Raw genomic sequence first — 18,052 nt, forward strand, 5'->3', positions numbered from 1 at the left:
CCCGAACCCGTGTACGTCATTAACGATTACGCAGGTCTAAGACTGCCATGCCCGGGACCCCGGCTTCGCATCGGCACCTGGCTGTCGGGCGTCCAGAGCGTGCCCCACGTGTGCGGACCGGCCACGAGGGCCCATTCCTCCGGGTCCTCGGCGAGCCATCGGGTGAGCGCGGCGGCGAAGCGCGGCGCGGTCCCGGCGAGTTCCACGAGGCGGCGGTCGAGGAGGGCCGCGCCGCCGGGGCTGCGGACCAGCAGGAGGCCGGTGCGGTGCACGAGGGCCCTGGTCGTGGACTCGTCGGCGCCCTCGCAGCCGAGGGCCGCGGCCCGCAGCACGGCGTCGAGCACCTCCAGGTCGCGGGCCTCGTACTGCTCGTAGCGCAGCAGCACGTCGAGCAGCTCGGCGCGCAGCGGGCGGGAGGCGGGGCTGCCGGGCACGGCGAGTACGGGTGCGAGCGCGCTGCGTACGTTCGCGGGCCGGCCGCGCAGCAGGCGGGTGACGAGGGGGAACAGGACGGCGCGGTCGACGGGCCGCTGCTCCAGGCGGTGCTCCACGTAGGCCGCGGCGTGCGGCGCTCCGCCGGGCCGGTGGTCGACGTACTCGCAGACGAGGGCGGCGACCGGCCGGGCGGTGGTGGAGGTGGTCGCCCGGGCGAGCACCTCCAGCAGGGCGCCCGCGTCGGTGGCCTCGGGCCGCAGGAGCCGGGTCCGGAAGGCGGCGAGCACGGGACCCGGGTGGGTGGAGAGGGCGCCGGTGAAGGCGGCCGGGGGCAGCTGTGGGTCGCCGTCCGCGAAACGGGCCAGCGCCCGGTCCAGGTGGTGTCCCCGGCTGACGGGGTCGCGGACCAGCAGGGCCAGCGCCGGGCCGCTCACCGGGCCGGGGCGGGCGAGCAGCGCGGCCGCCGCGCCGCGCAGCAGTTCGCGGTCGGCGTCGGCGGTGATCGCGGCGTCGGCTGCCCGGGCATGGGCGGCGGCCGCGGCCCGCCTGGCCGGGCTCGGGTCGCGGGCCCAGCGGTGGACGGCACGGCAGTAGGCGGCGGGCTCGTCGTGCGCGAGGACGGCGAGCAGCTCGGCGGCCCGCGGGTGGGCCGTGGCGACGAGGGCGTCGGCAAGGCCGTCGGGGTCCTGGCCACGACGGGCGTACAGCAGGGCCTGCGCTGCGGCGGAGACGGTGGGCCGCACGGCCGCGTCCGGCCCGGCGGCGAGCGGGGTGACGTCGGTGAACCACTGGCACAGCAGTGGCTGTACGGCCCGGGGATCGGCGGCCAGTCGCTCCGCGGCCAGGTCGAGGAAGCGCGAGGCGGTCGCGCCCGTGCCCGGGGCCGGGTCGGCGGGGACCAGGCGGCGCAGCAGGTCGAGGCGGGACGCCTCGCCGAGCGGCAGCCGGGCCCAGAACGCGGGCCCGAAGTCCTTCCGTTCGCCGGGCACGGCGACGACGCGCCGCGCGATCAGCCGCAGCACGCCGACGTACGGTTCGGCGTCCGGCACGCGGTGCAGCACCTCGGTGAGCAGGCGCACCGCCCACCAGCGGGCGTCCCGGTCCGCCTGCGACGCGTCGGTGCGGTCCAACGCGCCGACGAGGGCGCCCAGTTCGGTGACGAGCCGGTCGGGGCCGCGCTGCCGGGCGAGGAGCAGCAGGGCCTGCACGAGGGGGCCGCCGCGGTGACGCGGCACGGCCGGCGCCTCGTCGGCGGGCAGGACGCGGCGGTGCACGAGTGTGCGGAGCGCGGTGCCGAGGTCCAGATGGGCGCCCTGGATCCAGTCGGCGAACTCCTCGTGGGCGAAACGGTAGCCTCCGCCGGCCGGGACGAGCAGTCCCTCGGTGAGTACGGCGGGTGCCCAGCCGGACGCCCAGGGAAAGAGCTCCTCGAAGGACCGGCGGTCCAGTTCCCCCTGGCCGGCGCCAAGGCAGCGCCGTGCCGCCTCGTGCACCCGGCCGGCCACCCGGGCGGCGAGCCGCCGCACGGCGGTGCCGCGCGGGGGCGGTGCGCTCGCCGCGGCGACCCGGACGGCGATGCGCAGGCAGAGCAGGTCCAGCCAGGCGGCGAAGACGTCCTCGCGCGCCGGGCTGCCGGCCGCCCCGTCGGGCAGGGCCCCGCGGACCTCGGCGAGCAGGCGCAGTGCGAGCGGATGGCCCGCGTCCCGGTCGGCGAGGGCGTGTTCGGGCAGGCCGTACCGCTCGCGCATCAGGCGTGCCCGCTCCGGTCCGAGGTCCCCGATCCGTACGACGGGGCACGCCGTGCGGGCGGGGGCGGCGGACGGCCGGTACAGCTGCGCGGCCTGCTCCCAGTGCTCGGGGCCGCAGCCGACGACCAGGTGCACGAAGTGGTCGGCCAGCCAGTCGGCGGTGGCCCGGGCCCAGGGTGCGAGCCGGTGCGCCAGGGCGGGCGGCATCTCCTCGGGGCCGTCGAGGACGACGAGGAGGGGGCGGCCGGCCGCGCGGGACAGGCGCGCCACCCGTCGCGGGGTGACTCCCGCGAGATCGACGGTCCTCTCCGCGGCGGCCCGGATGCGTGCCGCGCGGCGCAGTGTGCGGGCCATCGCGTCGGCGAGGGACATGTCGTCGGGGCACAGGTCCGCGCCGCGCAGCCACAGGGTGGGCGCGGGGCGGGGGCCGTCCGCGCGCCGTACGGCGAGCGCAGACAGTTCCGTGGTGCGTCCCGTGCCGGGTGCGCCGACGAGCCCCAGCACGCCGGGCGCGGACCGGGTGAAGGCGGTCAACTCGGCGGCCGCTTCGGGCCGTTCCACCGGATCGGGCCAGGCGCTGGGGCCTCCGGTGGATCCGCAGGAGACGGCGGTGAGTTCGAGGACGGCTGCCAGGTTGAGGTCGTCGCCGTAGGCGGGGACGGTGGCGGCGTTGCGCCGCAGCAGCGCGGCGAGCGGTCCGTCCGGGTGGCCGGGGCGCAGGAGCCGGGCGACCGCCGCGCCCTGTGCGGGCGGCGGGGGCGCGCCGAGGACGGCGAGGACGGCGCCGGTTGCGGCGTCGAGCACCGGTCCTCCGACGGCCGCCCGGCCGCGGCGGAGCGCGTCTGTGCCGTCCGTCCCCATGGCCAGCTCCACGGCTGAGGGGTCCGGGACGTCGTGGGCCGCGCCCAGGACCCGGGCCTCGCGCCAGCCGTCCGCGAGGAGTCGTACGTACGTCCCGCGCGCGACGTGGTCCCGTGCGCCGATGGGCAGCGGGGGCACGGCGAGTCCGTGGGTGCGGATCAGGGCGACGTCGAGGTCCGGGATGCGGGTGACGTCATCCGCCCCTGCCGTGCTCTCGTGGCCGCCGGGTGCCCTGACGAGCACGGTGTCGTGTCCGTCCACGGTCTCCTGACCGGTGACGACGGTGCCCGAGTCGTCGGCGACGAAGCCGGTGCCCAGAGGCCGCCCGGCCAGGTCGCAGATCTGTACCAGCGTTGCCGTGCTGCCGCGTTCCATGCGCTCGACGCTAGGCCGCCGATGATCAGCGCAGGAGTCCGCGTCAGGAAAGCGCCCCCAAGTGCGCCGCCAGGTACTCCGAGCGCCTGCACGATGAGGTGAATTGGGGCGTCACGGCGGACAGCATGGGGGTGGGGGAAGCGAGGGGGGTCGTGGCACGGGCGGCGTCACCGCCCGTGCCACGAGGCGTCCCGGTCCTCGGGGTCAGGCGAAGACGGCGAGGCTCTTGGCCTTGCCCTTCTGCTCCTCGACCAGCGCCAGGAAGCGCCCGCCGGGGCCGAAGACCGCGACCGGCGACCGGTCGTGGGCCGGCATGTCCAGCCGCACCCCGTTGGCCAGCAGCTTCGCCCGTCGCTCGTCCACGTCCCAGCGGGGGAAGGCGGCTGCGGCGGCCTCGGCGATCGGCATCACCGTCAGCTCCTGCTGGAGCTGGTCGAGCGTCCTCGCCGCGTCGATCCCGTAGGGGCCGACCCTGGTCCGGCGCAGCGCGGTGAGGTGGCCGCCGACGCCGAGCGAGGCGCCGAGGTCGCGGGCGAGCGCCCGGATGTAGGTGCCCGACGAGCAGACCACGGAGACGACGAGGTCGACGACGGTCTGGCCGTCCTCGGTGGTCGCCTCCCGCACGTCGTACACCTGGAACGAGGAGACGGTCACCGGCCGGGCCGGGATGTCGAACTCCTCGCCGCCGCGCACGCGCGCGTACGACCGCTTGCCGTCGATCTTGATCGCGCTGACCTTGGACGGCACCTGCATGATGTCGCCGGTCAGCGCGGCGACACCCGCGTCGATCGCCTCACGGGCGATGCCCGAGGCGTCGGCGGTGGACGTGATCTCGCCCTCCGCGTCGTCCGTGACCGTGTTCTGCCCGAGCCGGATGGTGCCGAGGTATTCCTTCTCCGTCAGCGCGAGGTGGCCGAGGAGCTTGGTGGCCTTCTCCACGCCGAGGACGAGCACGCCGGTGGCCATGGGGTCGAGCGTCCCCGCGTGTCCGACGCGCCGGGTTCTCGCGATCCCGCGCATCTTGGCGACGACGTCGTGCGAAGTGAAGCCCGACGGCTTGTCGACGATGACAAGTCCGTCGGGCGTCCTGGTGTGCTGTGTCATTCCGAGGCTTCGTCCTCGGGCTTGCGGTACGGGTCCGCCTCGCCGGCGTACGTGGCGCCCGAGGACGCCTCGCGTACCTTGGCGTCCGAGGCACGCGCCTTGTCGAGGAGGTCCTCGATCGTCCGCGCGTTCTCCGGAAGGGCGTCGGCCACGAACGTCAGGGTCGGTGTGAACTTGGTCCCCGCCGCCGCGCCGACCGCCGAACGCAGAATGCCCTTGGCGCTCTGCAGTCCGGCCGCCGCGCTGGCCCTGTCCTCGTCGTCGCCGTAGACCGTGTAGAAGACCGTGGCCTCCCGAAGGTCACCGGTGACGCGGGTGTCCGTGATGGTCACGTGCGATCCCAGCCGGGGGTCCTTGATGCCGCGCTGCAGCTTCTCGGCGACCACCTCCCGGATGAGGTCTGCCAGTTTCTTCGCCCGCGCGTTGTCGGCCACTGGTCCTTCTTCCTTTCCTGCTCTGCCTTGCTCATTCAGTCTTCGTCTGTGTGGAGCCTGCGTCTAACCGAGAGCAGCTCCACCTCGGGCCGGGCGGCGACGAGGCGCTCGCACCGGTCCAGTACGGCCGTCAGATGTCCCGTGTCGCCGGACACCACCGCGAGGCCGATCTCGGCCCGCCGGTATAGGTCCTGATCGCCCACCTCGGCCACGCTCACCGCGTACTTCCGCTGGAGTTCTGCGACGATCGGGCGGACCACGGAGCGCTTCTCCTTCAGCGACCGCACGTCGCCGAGAAGCAGATCGAAGGACAGCGTCCCCACATACATGTGTGTGACCGGATGTCCCGCCGGTTCGGGTTCATGACGCCTGCCAGCGCTTGGCAGGGACCTCCAAACCGTACACGCAACGGCCGGGGCCGATCGACGGAGTTTGTTCCGCCGACCGGCCCCGGAAAGGCTGCGCAGTCGAGCTGTGTCAGCCGCGCGGCTTCTCGCGCATCTCGTACGTCGCGATGACGTCGTCGACCTTGATGTCGTTGAAGTTTCCGAGGTTGATACCGCCCTCGAAGCCCTCGCGGATCTCGGTGACGTCGTCCTTGAAGCGACGCAGACCCTCGATGTTGAGGTTCTCCGCGATGACCTTGCCGTCGCGGATGAGCCGTGCCTTGGTGTTGCGCTTGACCTCGCCGGAGCGGATGAGCACACCCGCGATGTTGCCCAGCTTGGACGAGCGGAAGACCTCGCGGATCTCCGCCGTACCGAGCTCGACCTCTTCGTACTCCGGCTTGAGCATGCCCTTGAGGGCCGCCTCGATCTCCTCGATGGCCTGGTAGATCACCGAGTAGTACCGGACGTCGACGCCCTCGCGCTCCGCCATCTGCGAGGCACGGCCGGCCGCGCGGACGTTGAAGCCGATGACGATGGCGTCGGAGCCCATCGCCAGGTCGATGTCCGACTCGGTGACCGCACCCACGCCGCGGTGCAGCACGCGGATGTCGACCTCTTCGCCGACGTCGAGCTGGAGCAGGGAGGACTCGAGGGCCTCCACCGAACCGGACGCGTCGCCCTTGATGATGAGGTTGAGCTGCTGGACCTCGCCCGCCTTGAGCACCTTGTCGAGGTCCTCGAGGGACACCCGGCGGGTGCGCTTGGCGAACGCGGCGTTGCGCTCACGGGCGGCACGCTTCTCGGCGATCTGACGGGCCGTACGGTCCTCGTCGACGACCAGGAAGTTGTCGCCGGCGCCCGGGACGTTGGTGAGACCGAGCACGAGGACGGGGGTCGAGGGACCCGCCTCCTCCACGTTCTCGCCCTTGTCGTCGAGCATCGCGCGGACACGGCCGTACGCGTCACCGGCGACCATCGTGTCACCGACGCGCAGCGTGCCTCGCTGGACGAGGACGGTCGCGACGGCGCCGCGGCCCTTGTCCAGGTGGGCCTCGATCGCGATGCCCTGCGCGTCCTGCTCCGGGTTGGCCCGCAGGTCGAGCGAGGCGTCCGCGGTGAGGACCACGGCCTCCAGCAGGGAGTCGATGTGCAGACCCTGCTTGGCGGAGATGTCGACGAACATGGTGTCGCCGCCGTACTCCTCGGCCACCAGACCGAACTCGGTGAGCTGGCCGCGCACCTTCGTCGGGTCCGCGCCCTCGACGTCGATCTTGTTGACCGCGACCACGATCGGCACGTCGGCCGCCTTGGCGTGGTTCAGCGCCTCGATCGTCTGGGGCATCACACCGTCGTTGGCCGCGACCACGAGGATCGCGATGTCGGTGGACTTCGCACCACGGGCACGCATGGCGGTGAACGCCTCGTGACCCGGGGTGTCGATGAAGGTGATCGCGCGGTCCTCGCCGTTGACCTCGGTGGCGACCTGGTACGCACCGATGTGCTGCGTGATGCCGCCCGCCTCGCCCGCGACGACGTTCGTCTTGCGGATGGCGTCGAGCAGTCGGGTCTTGCCGTGGTCGACGTGACCCATGACGGTCACCACCGGCGGACGCGAGACCAGGGCCTCGTCGCCGCCCTCGTCCTCGCCGAACTCGATGTCGAAGGACTCGAGCAGCTCACGGTCCTCCTCCTCCGGGCTGACGATCTGAACCGTGTAGTTCATCTCGTCGCCGAGGAGCTGCAGCGTCTCGTCGGAGACGGACTGCGTGGCCGTGACCATCTCGCCGAGGTTCATCATGACCGCGACGAGCGACGCCGGGTTGGCGTTGATCTTCTCCGCGAAGTCGGTGAGCGACGCACCGCGCGACAGGCGAATGGTCTCGCCGTTGCCGCGAGGCAGCATCACGCCGCCGACCGACGGGGCCTGCATGGCCTCGTACTCCTGGCGCCTCTGCCGCTTCGACTTGCGACCACGGCGCGCGGGGCCGCCGGGACGGCCGAAGGCGCCCTGCGTGCCACCACGGCCGCCGGGACCGCCCGGACGTCCGCCGAAGCCGGGACGACCGCCGCCGAAGCCGCCGCCGCCACCGGGGCCACCGCCACCGGGACGACCGGCGAAACCGCCGCCGCCACCGGGACGACCGCCGCCGCCACCGCCACCGGGACGACCGGCGAAGCCGCCGCCGGCCGGACGGCCGGCACCGCCGGGACGACCGGCACCGCCGGGACCACGACCGCCGCCGCCGGGGCCGGGACGCGGGCCGGCAGCGGGACGCTGCGGCATCATGCCCGGGTTGGGACGGTTGCCGGCAGGGCCGCCGCCGGGGCGGGGAGCCTGCGGACGGGGCATGCCGCCCGGAGTCGGACGGGCACCGCCCTGACCCTGCGGGCGCGGAGCGCCGCCGGGGCCGCCCTGCGGACGCGGGGCGCCCGGAACGGCACCGCCGCCCGGCCCGCCGGGGCCGGGACGAGCGCCACCCGGACGGGGCGCCTGCGGGCGCGCCATGCCGGTGGAGCCGCCGGAGGTGAAGGGGTTGTTGCCCGGACGGGGACCGGCCGGACGGGCACCCGGGCGCGGGGCGCCGGTGCCGCCGGCGGGACGCGCCGGACGCTCGCCGCCGCGGCCGCCGTCACGCTGGCCGCCGGACGGAGCCGGACGGGCAGGACGGGGCCCGGGGGTCGCACCCGTGGGCCGCGGGGCCTGCGGGGTGCTGGGCTGTGCCGGGGCCGGAGCCGAGAACTCGGCTGCGGGCACCGGAGCCGCCGGAGCGGGCTTGGCCGGTGCGGGCTTGGGACCCGGAGTCGGACGCGGGCCCGGGGTCGGGGCCGCGGAGGGGGTGCTGCTCGCCGGGGCCGGCTTGGGGGCCGGGGCGCCGGGCTTGGGGGCAGCGGGACGGCCCGCCTGCGCCGGGGAGGGCGCGGCAGGCTTGGCCGGCGTCGCCTTGCGGGGCGCGCCGGGCTTGGCTGCGGTCTTGCCGGCGTTGCCACCGGGACCCTGCAGCGCGTCAGTCAGTTTGCGTACAACCGGCGCCTCGATCGTCGAGGACGCCGAACGGACGAATTCACCGAGTTCTTGGAGCTTGGCCATGACGACCTTGCTCTCCACGCCGAACTCCTTGGCGAGTTCGTATACCCGGACCTTAGCCACTTCGCTCCTTTTAGGTCCGGGTTACCGCCGGACCGTCGCTACTTCATGGGCGTACTCATCGCGTACTCATCGAGTGCTCATCGCAATCTCGACCTACTTCCAACTCGCGAGGTACCTGACCGCACGGTGTTCCGTGCCGTACTTCTTTCTTCTTACGGTGCTGCCTGCTCGACATGCCGCCGGACGTCGGCGGTCTCGAGCGGTCCCTTGACCCGGAAGGCCCTCGGGAACGCCCGGCGGCGAACCGCCAGGTCGAGACAGACCAAGGCGGGGTGCACGTACGCACCCCGGCCGGGCAGCGTACCGCGATCATCGGGGACGCACTCGCCCTCGATCACCACGATGCGCAGCAGATCGCTCTTGGCCGCTCGCTCCCGGCATCCCACACAGGTTCGCTCAGGGCACACGCGGGCATGCGTCCGGCCAGACACGCTTAAGTCTACCTCCCCGCACCGACCTCACCCCTTTGGGGCAAAAATCGAACGGATGTTGTCCTGATCCGCGTGAGCCCCGACCCATACCAACGGGGCCCCACGCCGATTCATTCCTCAGCCCTGGTCGGAGGGGTGCTCCGTGTCGGGGCGGATGTCGATGCGCCAGCCGGTCAGGCGCGCGGCGAGGCGGGCGTTCTGCCCTTCCTTGCCGATCGCCAGCGACAGCTGGTAGTCCGGAACGGTGACACGGGCGGAGCGGGCGCCGAGGTCGACGATCTCCACCTTGCTCACCCGGGCGGGCGACAGCGCGTTCGCCACCATCTCGGCCGGGTCCTCCGACCAGTCCACGATGTCGATCTTCTCGCCGTGCAGCTCGGCCATCACATTGCGCACCCGGCCGCCCATGGGGCCGATGCAGGCGCCCTTGGCGTTCAGACCCGAACGGGTGGAGCGGACCGCGATCTTGGTGCGGTGACCGGCCTCACGGGCGATCGCCGCGATCTCGACGCTGCCGTCGGCGATCTCCGGGACCTCCAGCGCGAACAGCTTTTTCACCAGGTTGGGGTGGGTGCGCGACAGCGTCACGGACGGACCGCGCACGCCCTTGGCCACCCGGACCACGTAGGTGCGCAGGCGCAGGCCGTGGGTGTACTCCTCGCCCGGCACCTGCTCCTGCACGGGCAGGATCGCCTCGAGCTTGTCGTCCAGCTTGACGAGGACGTTCTTGGGGTCCTTGCCCTGCTGCACCTGGCCCGCGACGACATCGCCCTCACGGCGGGCGTACTCGCCGAAGGTGACGTCGTTCTCCGCGTCCCGCAGCCGCTGCTGGATGACCTGGCGGGCGGTGCTCGCGGCGATCCGGCCGAAGTCCGACGGGGTGTCGTCGAACTCCTTGGGCTCCTGGCCCTCCTCCAGATCGGACGGGTCCTCCTTCGCCCACACCGTCACATGGCCGGTGTCCCGGCTGAGCACCACACGGGCGTGCCTGCGGCTGCCCTCGGTGCGGTGGTACGCGATGAGGAGGGCCGATTCGATGGCCTCGACCAGCAGGTCGAAGGCGATCTCCTTCTCCTGTGCCAAGCCCCTCAGGAGCTTCACGTCGATGTCCACGGCTACGCCTCCTCTTCCTTCTCGTCCTTCACGTCTTGCCTGTCCTTGCGGCTGAACTCGATTTCGACGCGCGCCTTGGCGATCTCGTCGAACGCGACCCGTCGGGCGGTGGGCTTGCGCCCCTTCACGCCCGGGATCTCGAGGTCGAGTCCTTCGTCGTCCACGGTGATGATGCGGGCGACCAGTTCCCCTGCTTCGTGCAGCTGCAGCTTGACCAGGCGGCCGGTGGCGCGCACGTAGTGGCGGTGCTCGGTCAGGGGGCGGTCGGCGCCGGGGGAGCTGACTTCGAGGACGTACTCGCCCTCGCCCATCGCGTCCGTCTCGTCGAGCTTCTCGGAGAGGGAGCGGCTCAGCTCGGCACACGCGTCCAGTTCCACGCCGTCGTCGGAGTCGACGATGATCCTCAGTGTGCGGCGTCGGCCTGCCCGGGAGACCTCGATCTCTTCCAGATCCAGGCCGGCGGCGGTGACGAGCGGCTCCAGCAGCCCGCGCAGCCTCTCGCTCTGGGTGGTGCTCATCCGGGTGACTCCTCGGCCGCGTGTGCTGTTGTGGGATCGTCGCGTGTCGAAGGAAAGGGTATCCGGTCCCGGAGGGTGTTGCCGTCCACGGGCGCCGGACCCGCGGGTACGCTCGCCTGCGGCGATGATCACCAAGAGGGCCGAGGAGACAGGCGTGGGGCGCACCGGGACGACGCGGCGACGGGCGCTGCTGGCGACGGGTGCGGCCGCCGCCGCGATGGTGACCGGCTGTTCGGACGATGCCGCACAGGAGCGGCCTCCCCGCGGCCCGGCCGCCGACCCGGCACAGGCCGAGAAGGCCCTGCGCCGGCGGCTCGCGGCCCGGAGCCGGACGCTGCTGGACGAGTACGACGCCGTGATCGCCCGCCATCCCGCGCTCGCCGGGCGGCTGACGCCGCTGCGCGCGCACGTGGCCGCGCATGTGGCTGCCCTCGCCGGCCGGAAGCAGGCACCGGCCGCGCCGGTGTCGCCGTCGCCCTCGGGGACCGGATCGGTGGTGCCCGGCGGCCCCGCCCCGGACGATCCCGTCGCCGCTCTCAAGGCGCTCGCCGCGGCCGAGCGGCGCACCTCCGACGCGCACACGGCGTCACTGGCGGACGCGGAACCGGAGCTGGCCCGGCTGCTGGCCTCGGTCGCCGCCGCCGGAGCGGCCCATGCGTACTTGCTCACGAAGGGGGACGCGCGATGAGCGCGGTCGACGCCGTACAGGCCGCGCTGGCGGCGGAGCACGCGGCGGTCTACGGATACGGGGTCGTCGGCGGCCGCATCGACGACGACCGCGCCCACGAGGCCGCCGCCGCCCATGCGGCGCACCGGGCCCGCCGGGACGCGCTCGTGCGCACGGCGCGCGACCTCGGTGCGCAGCCGGTCGTCGCAGCGGCCGCCTACGACCTGCCGTTCGCCGTGCGTGACTCCGCGGCGGCGGTCCGGCTCGCGGCCGAGCTGGAGGAGCGGGTCGCGGGCGTGTGCTCCGACCTCGTGCGGGCGGCGGACGGACCGCTGCGGCTGGAGGCCGCGGCGGCGCTGCGTGAGGCGGCGGTCCGTGCCGTGCGCTGGCGCGGCAGCGGCGTAGCCTTTCCTGGGCTCGCCGAGCGGGCCGCCGGCCGAAGCGGCTGACCTCACCTGCAATCGGCTGAACCGGAAAGGGAACGCACCACGTATGGCTCTCGAACCGCCGCAGCGGCTGGTCCGGGCACTCGGGGAGAACGACGAGTGGCTCGGGCGCCTGCACCGGACCGCGCAGGAGGCGGTGGACCGGCGGAAGCTGGACGTCGAACGGGTGGTGGTGCCGGGCGGCCGGAGCGGTCTCGTCCTTCTCGTACGCCGTCTCGACGGCACGCCCGCCGCGCTGAAGCTGGCCCCGCCCGCCGCCGCGCCGGCGCTGGAGCGGGCGGCGCTCGCGCACTGGAACGGGTGGGGATCGGTGCGCCTGCTGGACGATGACGGGGACGGCCTTCTCATGGAGCGGCTGCAGCCCGATGTCTCCCTGCGGTCCCTGCCCGAGGCGAAAGCGCTGCTGGAGGCTGCTGGAACGGTTCGGCGTCTTTGGGTCGAGCTGCCCGCGGACCACGGTTTCGAGACGGTGGCCGGGCGCACGGAGCGGCAGGCGGAGGCGATGCGTGCGCACGCGGCCGACGAGCCGCTGGTCGCGGCGGCTGTCGCGGTGCGTGAGGAACTGGCGGCGTCGTCGCCCGAAGCCCTGTTGCTGCACGGCAACTTCCGCCAGGGCAAGGTGCTGGCGGGTGAGCGGGTGCCGTGGCTCGCGGTGGGTCCGGAGCCGGTGGTGGGCGAACGCGCCTACGACCTGGCGCGCCTGGTCCGCGACCGGGTCGAGGACCTGGTGGCCTCGGCCGGGGGCGCGGCGTCGGCCCGCCGCCGGGTGAACAGACTGGCGGACTCACTGGAGGTGGACCGAGACCGGCTGCGCGGCTGGACGCTGTTCCGCGCGGTCGAGTCGGGCACTCGCGCGGTGGCGTCGGGCCGCCGGGGTGAGGGCGAGCTGGCACTGGAGTTCGCGAGCTGGCTGTAGCGGCGGCGCCCCTTCCCGAAACCGGGGCTCCGCCCCGGACCCCCCGGCGCTCGTCCCGTCGGCCGGGCTCCGCCCGGCCCGCGCTTCGCGCGGTGTCCTCAACCAACCCACCCGGAACCCGGGCAAGCCCGGGACCCCGGCCCTGTGCTTCCGGCGGGCGCGGGCGTCGGGGCTCCACCCCAGGCCCCTCTCGGGTGCGCCCCGGACTCCAGGGCGCCAGCCTGGGGGCGGGCTTCGGGACCCGGCCCGCACCCGTTGCGTGATTCGCGCGGTGTCTCCACCAACCCAACGGCTCGGCAAGCACGGGACCCCGGCCCTGCGCCCTGGCAGGCGCGGGCTCGGAGCTCTGCCCCAGCCCCTCTCGGGTGCGCCCCGGACTCCATGGCGCCCGCCCGCCGGGCCGGCTTCGGGGCCGCCCAGCGCCGCGTTGCGTGCTCCGCGCGGTGTCTCCACCAACCCAACGGCTCGGCAAGCACGGGACTCTAGCCCAGTGCTTCTGGCGGGCGCGGGCGTCGGGGCTTCGCCCGGGCCTCAGCGGTGCGCGCCCTGGCAGGCGGGCCCGGGGACTGCCCCCGCGACGCGCTTCGCGCGGTGTCCCCAAGTCCCGCGGCCTGGCGGCCATGGAGGAAACCCGCCCCGAACGGGGCAAGCCCGCCCTGCGCGCTGGCAGGCCGGGGCAGAGCCCCGGCGTCAAGCCCCCTCGGCGATCAAGGTGCACCGGCCCGCGCAGCCGAACTGAAGGCGGCGGGTGTGGCCCCCGGGCGGGCGGGGCCGCGGCGGGGCCTCGGCCCGTTCGGGCAGCGCCACGCGGACCCGTTCACCGGCGCACGACGCCGCGCGTCACGCGCGCAGGCGCGCCACCGCTTCCGCGACCGGGAGCTCCTCGCGCTCGCCCGTGCGGCGGTCCTTCAGTTCCACCACGCCCTCGCCGGCGCGGCGGCCCGCCACGAGGATCTTCGGGACGCCGATCAGCTCCGCGTCCGTGAACTTCACGCCCGGCGACACACCGGCCCGGTCGTCGACCAGCACGCGCAGGCCGGCCTCGCCCAGCTGCCGCGCGACGTCCAGGGCCAGCTCCGTCTGCAGTGCCTTGCCGGCGGCAACGACGTGCACGTCGGCGGGCGCGATCTCGCGGGGCCAGCACAGGCCCTGCTCGTCGGCCGTCTGCTCGGCGAGCGCGGCCACCGCGCGCGAGACGCCGATGCCGTACGAGCCCATGGTCACGCGGACCGGCTTGCCGTTCTGGCCGAGCACGTCGAGCTGGAAGGCGTCGGCGTACTTGCGGCCCAGCTGGAAGATGTGACCGATCTCGATCGCGCGGTCGAGCTTCAGGCCGGTGGAGCACTTCGGGCAGGGGTCGCCCTCCTCGACCACGACGACGTCCAGGTACTCGTCGACCTCGAAGTCCCGGCCGGTGACGACGTTCTTCGCGTGGAAGCCGTGCTTGTTCGCCCCGGTGATCCAGGCGGTGCCGGGCGCGACGCGCGGGTCGGCGATGTAGCGGACCTTCTCCAGGCCCTGCGGGCCGACGTAGCCGCGGACCAGGTCCGGGCGGTCCACGAAGTCCTCGGCGGTGACCAGGTCGACGGTCGCGGGCGCCAGGTGGTCGCCGAGCTTGCCGAGGTCGACCTCACGGTCTCCGGGGACGCCGACCGCGACGATCTCGCCGTCGACCTTGACCAGGAGGTTCTTGAGGGTGGCCGACGCCGGGACGCCCAGGTGCTGGGCGAGCGTCTCGATCGTCGGCGTGTCGGGGGTGTCCAGCTCCTCGACCGGGCCGTGGTCCGCAGCCTCGACGGGCTCCTGCACGAAGGTGACGGCCTCGGTGTTGGCGGCGTAGTCGCAGGACGGGCAGTAGACGAAGGTGTCCTCACCGGCCGCGGCGGGTGCGAGGAACTCCTCGGACGCCGAGCCGCCCATCGCCCCCGAGACCGCCGAAACGATCTTGTGCTCCAGACCGAGCCGCTCGAAGATCTTCACGTACGCCTCGCGGTGCAGGGCGTAGGACTCGGCGAGGCCCTCGTCGGAGGTGTCGAAGGAGTACGAGTCCTTCATCTGGAACTCGCGGCCGCGCAGGATGCCCGAGCGGGGACGCGCCTCGTCGCGGTACTTCGTCTGGATCTGGTAGAGGATCACCGGCAGGTCCTTGTAGGACGTGCACTGGTCCTTGACCAGCTGGGTGAAGATCTCCTCGTGGGTGGGGCCGAGGAGGTAGTCGGCGCCCTTGCGGTCCTTGAGGCGGAACAGCTCGGCGCCGTACTCCTCCCAGCGGCCGGTCGCCTCGTACGGCTCCTTGGGCAGCACGGCCGGCAGCAGGACCTCCTGGGCGCCGATGGCGTCCATCTCCTCGCGCACGACGCGGGCGACGTTCTCCAGGACGCGCTTGCCGAGGGGCAGCCAGGACCAGATGCCCGCGGCGTTGCGGCGGACGTAACCGGCACGGACGAGGAGCTTGTGGCTGAGCGTCTCGGCGTCCGCCGGGTCGTCGCGCAGTGTCTTGACCATCAGACGGGACATGCGCTGGACCTGGGCCATGGTGAACTCCTGCTCGGAACGTGTGATGTGCAGGAGGTTAGCCGGGCGGCACCGACAGGCGGAAATCAGTTGCCGCGCAGCAGCGGCAGGGGGGCGCCCATCACCGCGTACGGACTGGGGGCGCTCGGGAACAGGACGTGCTCGGCGAGGTCCCGGTAGCCGAGGCTGCGGTAGAGGCGGCGCGCGGGGCTCTCGGTGTCGATGGCGGACAGGATGGAGCGCGACTGGTCGGCTGCGTCCGTGAGGTCGGTGATCAGTGCGCGGCCGATCCCGCGGGCCTGGAAGCCGGGGTGGACGTGCAGCTCGGTGATGACGAAGGCGTCGTCGAGCCAGTCGTCGCTGCCGTTGCGGCGCAGGTACGGCTCGACGACGGTGGACCACCAGTGGCCGCGGTCGTTGGGCATTCCGTAGACGAAGCCGACGAGCCGGTCGTCCGCGGTGGTGGCGCCGAGGGCGCGGGCGCCGGGGCTGGTCAGGTGCCGCAGCACGATGTAGCGGCGGATGCCGATCTCTTCGTCGCTGAGCCCGAAGGCCAGTGCCTGGACGGCGAGCGCCTCGTCGACCCGTGCCGTCAGGTCGAGAGGGCCGATGACGACGCCGGGATCTGCTGCCATGGCCGCACCCTACTGGCCGCGCCCGCCATTCAGAACAGCACGCTCATGAAGGCGCCTACCTCGCGGAATCCGACCCTGCGGTAGGCGGCCCTGGCGGCGGTGTTGTAGTCGTTGACGTACAGGCTCACGATCGGCGAGACGTCCGCGAGGGCGTAGCGCAGGACGGCCGCCATGCCGGTCTCGGACAGTCCGCGGCCGCGGAACTCGGGCGCGACCCAGACGCCCTGGATCTGGCAGGCCTTGGCGGTCGCGGCGCCGATCTCGGCCTTGAAGACGACCTTGCCGTCCTCGATGCGCGCGAACGCCCGTCCCGTGCCGACGAGTTCGGCGACGCGGGCCTGGTAGAGCAGGCCGCCGTCACCGGCCATCGGGGAGACGCCGACCTCCTCGGTGAACATCGCGACGCACGCCGGCATGATCACGTCCATCTCGTCCTTGCGGATGCGGCGGACGTACGGATCGGGCTCGATGTCGTCGGGGACCGTCTCGGTGACCATCAGCGGCTGGTGGGGGCGTACGTCCCTGGCGGGGCCCCAGCTCGGTTCGAGCAGGCGCCACAGCGCGGCGGTCGGTTCGGCGGGGCCCACGATGGACGAGCAGCGGCGTCCGGTCCTGCGGGCCCGGTCGGCGAAGGCGCGCACGGCTTCGGGCGTGGCGCAGACCGGGACGAGGTTGGCGCCGGAGTAGCAGAGGGAGCGCAGCTGCCCGTCCGCGTACCAGCCCCACATCTCGCCGCCGAGGCGCCAGGGATCGAGTCCGGCTACCTGGACCCGGGCGGTGACGAAAGCATTCGCCACGGGATCGCTCTCGAGGATGGCGAGCGCTGCGCCGAGATCGCCGGGGTCGAGGACCCGGGTGGTGGTCTGCGTCAACACAAGGGCCTCACCATGCGGTTTGCTGATCCTGGCACTGTACCTGCCGCTTCGGCGTCGTGTCCGGTCCGGGGAAACGGACCGGCCTGCGGGCGGGTGCCGGGGCCGGGCCAGGACGGCGCGAGGCCCCGCGTCCCGGTGGGGGCGGGGCCTCGGGGACGCGTGGACGCGTCAGCCGGCGACGGAGATCTGGGGCTCGCCGGAGGCGACGCCGTCCTTCTCCATCTGCTCGGCGATCTTCATCGCCTCGTCGATCAGCGTCTCGACGATCTTCGACTCGGGCACGGTCTTGATGACCTCGCCCTTGACGAAGATCTGGCCCTTGCCGTTGCCGGAGGCGACACCGAGGTCGGCCTCACGGGCCTCGCCGGGACCGTTCACCACGCAGCCCATGACAGCGACGCGCAGGGGGACCTCCATGCCCTCGAGGCCCGCCGAGACCTCGTCCGCCAGCTTGTAGACGTCGACCTGGGCGCGGCCGCAGGACGGGCAGGAGACGATCTCCAGGCGGCGCTGGCGCAGGTTCAGCGATTCCAGGATCTGGATGCCGACCTTGACCTCCTCCGCCGGCGGGGCGGAGAGGGAGACGCGGATGGTGTCGCCGATGCCCTCCGACAGCAGCGCGCCGAAGGCGACCGCGGACTTGATCGTGCCCTGGAAGGCGGGGCCGGCCTCGGTGACGCCGAGGTGCAGCGGGTAGTCGCACTGGGCGGCGAGCTGGCGGTAGGCGTTGACCATCACGACCGGGTCGTTGTGCTTGACCGAGATCTTGATGTCGCGGAAACCGTGCTCCTCGAAGAGCGACGCCTCCCACAGGGCGGACTCGACGAGCGCCTCGGGGGTCGCCTTGCCGTACTTCTCCAGCAGGCGGCGGTCCAGCGAGCCCGCGTTGACGCCGATGCGGATGGGGGTGCCCGTCTCCCCCGCCGCCTTCGCGATCTCCTTGACCTTGTCGTCGAACTGCTTGATGTTGCCCGGGTTGACCCGCACCGCCGCGCAGCCGGCGTCGATCGCCGCGAAGACGTACTTCGGCTGGAAGTGGATGTCGGCGATGACCGGGATCTGCGACTTCCGGGCGATGGTCGCGAGGGCGTCCGCGTCGTCCTGCGTGGGGCACGCGACCCGGACGATCTGGCAGCCCGAAGCCGTCAGCTCGGCGATCTGCTGCAGCGTCGCGCCGACGTCGGAGGTCCGGGTCGTCGTCATGGACTGCACCGAGACGGGTGCGTCGCCGCCGACCGCGACGGAACCGACCTGGATCTTCCGGCTGACCCTCCGGTCGGCGAGCTTCGTCGGAACGGACGGAATTCCGAGAGAAATTGCAGTCATCTGCTGTGCAACCCCAAGGTATGGATCGAGGTCCCGAGATCGGCGGGCTCCAGGACCCGAGATTACGGCACTGGCGTTCGGCCGGGCACATCCGCCGCCCGAAGTCCACCCAAAGAG

15 protein-coding genes are annotated in these 18,052 nt (G+C 73.1%); 3 read left to right on the plus strand and 12 right to left on the minus strand.

Translation table 11 applies throughout. The features are described 5' to 3' along the window. Positions 1–26: 26 nt before the first annotated feature. The 8 genes from AB0K02_RS18785 to rimP form a co-directional block, all read right to left on the minus strand. On the minus strand, positions 27–3,419 hold the full coding sequence (locus AB0K02_RS18785) for a serine protease (protein ID WP_365993563.1): 3,393 nt from the start codon (positions 3,417–3,419) through the stop codon (positions 27–29). Between the two features lie 204 nt (positions 3,420–3,623). Then, complete coding sequence (gene truB / locus AB0K02_RS18790; protein ID WP_365993564.1) at positions 3,624–4,523, minus strand: tRNA pseudouridine(55) synthase TruB; 900 nt, start codon at positions 4,521–4,523, stop codon at positions 3,624–3,626. Next, positions 4,520–4,957: a 30S ribosome-binding factor RbfA gene (gene rbfA, locus AB0K02_RS18795; RefSeq protein WP_365993565.1), complete on the minus strand. Its 438-nt coding sequence runs from the start codon at positions 4,955–4,957 to the stop codon at positions 4,520–4,522. Before rbfA ends, truB begins: the two co-directional genes overlap by 4 nt. A gap of 35 nt (positions 4,958–4,992) precedes the next feature. Continuing rightward, entirely contained in the window at positions 4,993–5,286 is a 294-nt protein-coding gene (locus AB0K02_RS18800; RefSeq protein WP_365993566.1) for a DUF503 domain-containing protein, read from the minus strand. 148 nt (positions 5,287–5,434) lie between these two features. Beyond that, the gene (gene infB / locus AB0K02_RS18805) at positions 5,435–8,494 is read right to left on the minus strand and encodes a translation initiation factor IF-2 (RefSeq protein ID WP_365993567.1); all 3,060 of its coding nucleotides are present in this window, start codon (positions 8,492–8,494) and stop codon (positions 5,435–5,437) included. Positions 8,495–8,646: 152 nt separating this feature from the next. After that, the gene (locus AB0K02_RS18810; protein WP_365993568.1) at positions 8,647–8,925 is read right to left on the minus strand and encodes a YlxR family protein; all 279 of its coding nucleotides are present in this window, start codon (positions 8,923–8,925) and stop codon (positions 8,647–8,649) included. A 117-nt stretch (positions 8,926–9,042) separates the two neighbouring features. Next, positions 9,043–10,038, minus strand: coding sequence for a transcription termination factor NusA (gene nusA / locus AB0K02_RS18815; RefSeq protein ID WP_365993569.1), 996 nt, complete (start codon positions 10,036–10,038; stop codon positions 9,043–9,045). A 2-nt stretch (positions 10,039–10,040) separates the two neighbouring features. Further along, positions 10,041–10,556 (minus strand): ribosome maturation factor RimP, encoded by a 516-nt coding sequence (gene rimP, locus AB0K02_RS18820; protein WP_365993570.1) that lies wholly within the window; start codon positions 10,554–10,556, stop codon positions 10,041–10,043. A gap of 124 nt (positions 10,557–10,680) precedes the next feature. On the opposite strand from rimP, the gene AB0K02_RS18825 reads away from it, so the two are divergent. Genes AB0K02_RS18825 through AB0K02_RS18835 form a run of 3 tightly spaced genes read left to right on the plus strand, consistent with a single transcriptional unit; the run spans position 10,681 to position 12,585 of the window. Continuing rightward, on the plus strand, positions 10,681–11,244 hold the full coding sequence (locus AB0K02_RS18825; RefSeq protein WP_365993571.1) for a hypothetical protein: 564 nt from the start codon (positions 10,681–10,683) through the stop codon (positions 11,242–11,244). Further along, complete coding sequence (locus AB0K02_RS18830) at positions 11,241–11,672, plus strand: DUF4439 domain-containing protein (protein ID WP_365993572.1); 432 nt, start codon at positions 11,241–11,243, stop codon at positions 11,670–11,672. The genes AB0K02_RS18825 and AB0K02_RS18830 overlap by 4 nt, the downstream gene beginning before the upstream one ends. A gap of 43 nt (positions 11,673–11,715) precedes the next feature. Beyond that, the gene (locus AB0K02_RS18835) at positions 11,716–12,585 is read left to right on the plus strand and encodes an aminoglycoside phosphotransferase family protein (RefSeq protein WP_365993573.1); all 870 of its coding nucleotides are present in this window, start codon (positions 11,716–11,718) and stop codon (positions 12,583–12,585) included. An 840-nt stretch (positions 12,586–13,425) separates the two neighbouring features. Here AB0K02_RS18835 and AB0K02_RS18840 read toward each other — a convergent pair. The 4 genes from AB0K02_RS18840 to ispG all read right to left on the minus strand — a co-directional run bounded on the left by AB0K02_RS18840 (position 13,426) and on the right by ispG (position 17,935). Next, positions 13,426–15,120: a proline--tRNA ligase gene (locus tag AB0K02_RS18840; RefSeq protein WP_365993574.1), complete on the minus strand. Its 1,695-nt coding sequence runs from the start codon at positions 15,118–15,120 to the stop codon at positions 13,426–13,428. 65 nt (positions 15,121–15,185) lie between these two features. Beyond that, positions 15,186–15,734 (minus strand): GNAT family N-acetyltransferase, encoded by a 549-nt coding sequence (locus tag AB0K02_RS18845; protein WP_365993575.1) that lies wholly within the window; start codon positions 15,732–15,734, stop codon positions 15,186–15,188. A 29-nt stretch (positions 15,735–15,763) separates the two neighbouring features. Continuing rightward, positions 15,764–16,609 carry a GNAT family N-acetyltransferase gene (locus tag AB0K02_RS18850; protein WP_365993576.1) on the minus strand — a complete coding sequence of 282 codons (846 nt, stop codon included), beginning with the start codon at positions 16,607–16,609 and terminating at the stop codon, positions 15,764–15,766. A gap of 168 nt (positions 16,610–16,777) precedes the next feature. Beyond that, positions 16,778–17,935, minus strand: a complete 1,158-nt coding sequence (ispG, locus tag AB0K02_RS18855; RefSeq protein ID WP_365993577.1) for a flavodoxin-dependent (E)-4-hydroxy-3-methylbut-2-enyl-diphosphate synthase — start codon at positions 17,933–17,935, stop codon at positions 16,778–16,780. Between the last annotated feature and the right edge of the window lie 117 nt (positions 17,936–18,052).

The organism is Streptomyces sp. NPDC049597 (genome assembly GCF_040675505.1).
Taxonomy (GTDB): domain Bacteria; phylum Actinomycetota; class Actinomycetes; order Streptomycetales; family Streptomycetaceae; genus Streptomyces.

Coding starts and splice junctions, on each gene's coding strand:
- AB0K02_RS18785 (WP_365993563.1), bottom strand. CDS start 3,419: ATGGAACGCGGCAGCACGGCAACGCTGGTACAGATCTGCGACCTGGCC.
- truB (WP_365993564.1), bottom strand. CDS start 4,523: ATGACACAGCACACCAGGACGCCCGACGGACTTGTCATCGTCGACAAG.
- AB0K02_RS18800 (WP_365993566.1), bottom strand. CDS start 5,286: ATGTATGTGGGGACGCTGTCCTTCGATCTGCTTCTCGGCGACGTGCGG.
- rimP (WP_365993570.1), bottom strand. CDS start 10,556: ATGAGCACCACCCAGAGCGAGAGGCTGCGCGGGCTGCTGGAGCCGCTC.
- AB0K02_RS18825 (WP_365993571.1), top strand. CDS start 10,681: ATGATCACCAAGAGGGCCGAGGAGACAGGCGTGGGGCGCACCGGGACG.
- AB0K02_RS18830 (WP_365993572.1), top strand. CDS start 11,241: ATGAGCGCGGTCGACGCCGTACAGGCCGCGCTGGCGGCGGAGCACGCG.
- AB0K02_RS18835 (WP_365993573.1), top strand. CDS start 11,716: ATGGCTCTCGAACCGCCGCAGCGGCTGGTCCGGGCACTCGGGGAGAAC.
- AB0K02_RS18840 (WP_365993574.1), bottom strand. CDS start 15,120: ATGGCCCAGGTCCAGCGCATGTCCCGTCTGATGGTCAAGACACTGCGC.
- AB0K02_RS18845 (WP_365993575.1), bottom strand. CDS start 15,734: ATGGCAGCAGATCCCGGCGTCGTCATCGGCCCTCTCGACCTGACGGCA.
- ispG (WP_365993577.1), bottom strand. CDS start 17,935: ATGACTGCAATTTCTCTCGGAATTCCGTCCGTTCCGACGAAGCTCGCC.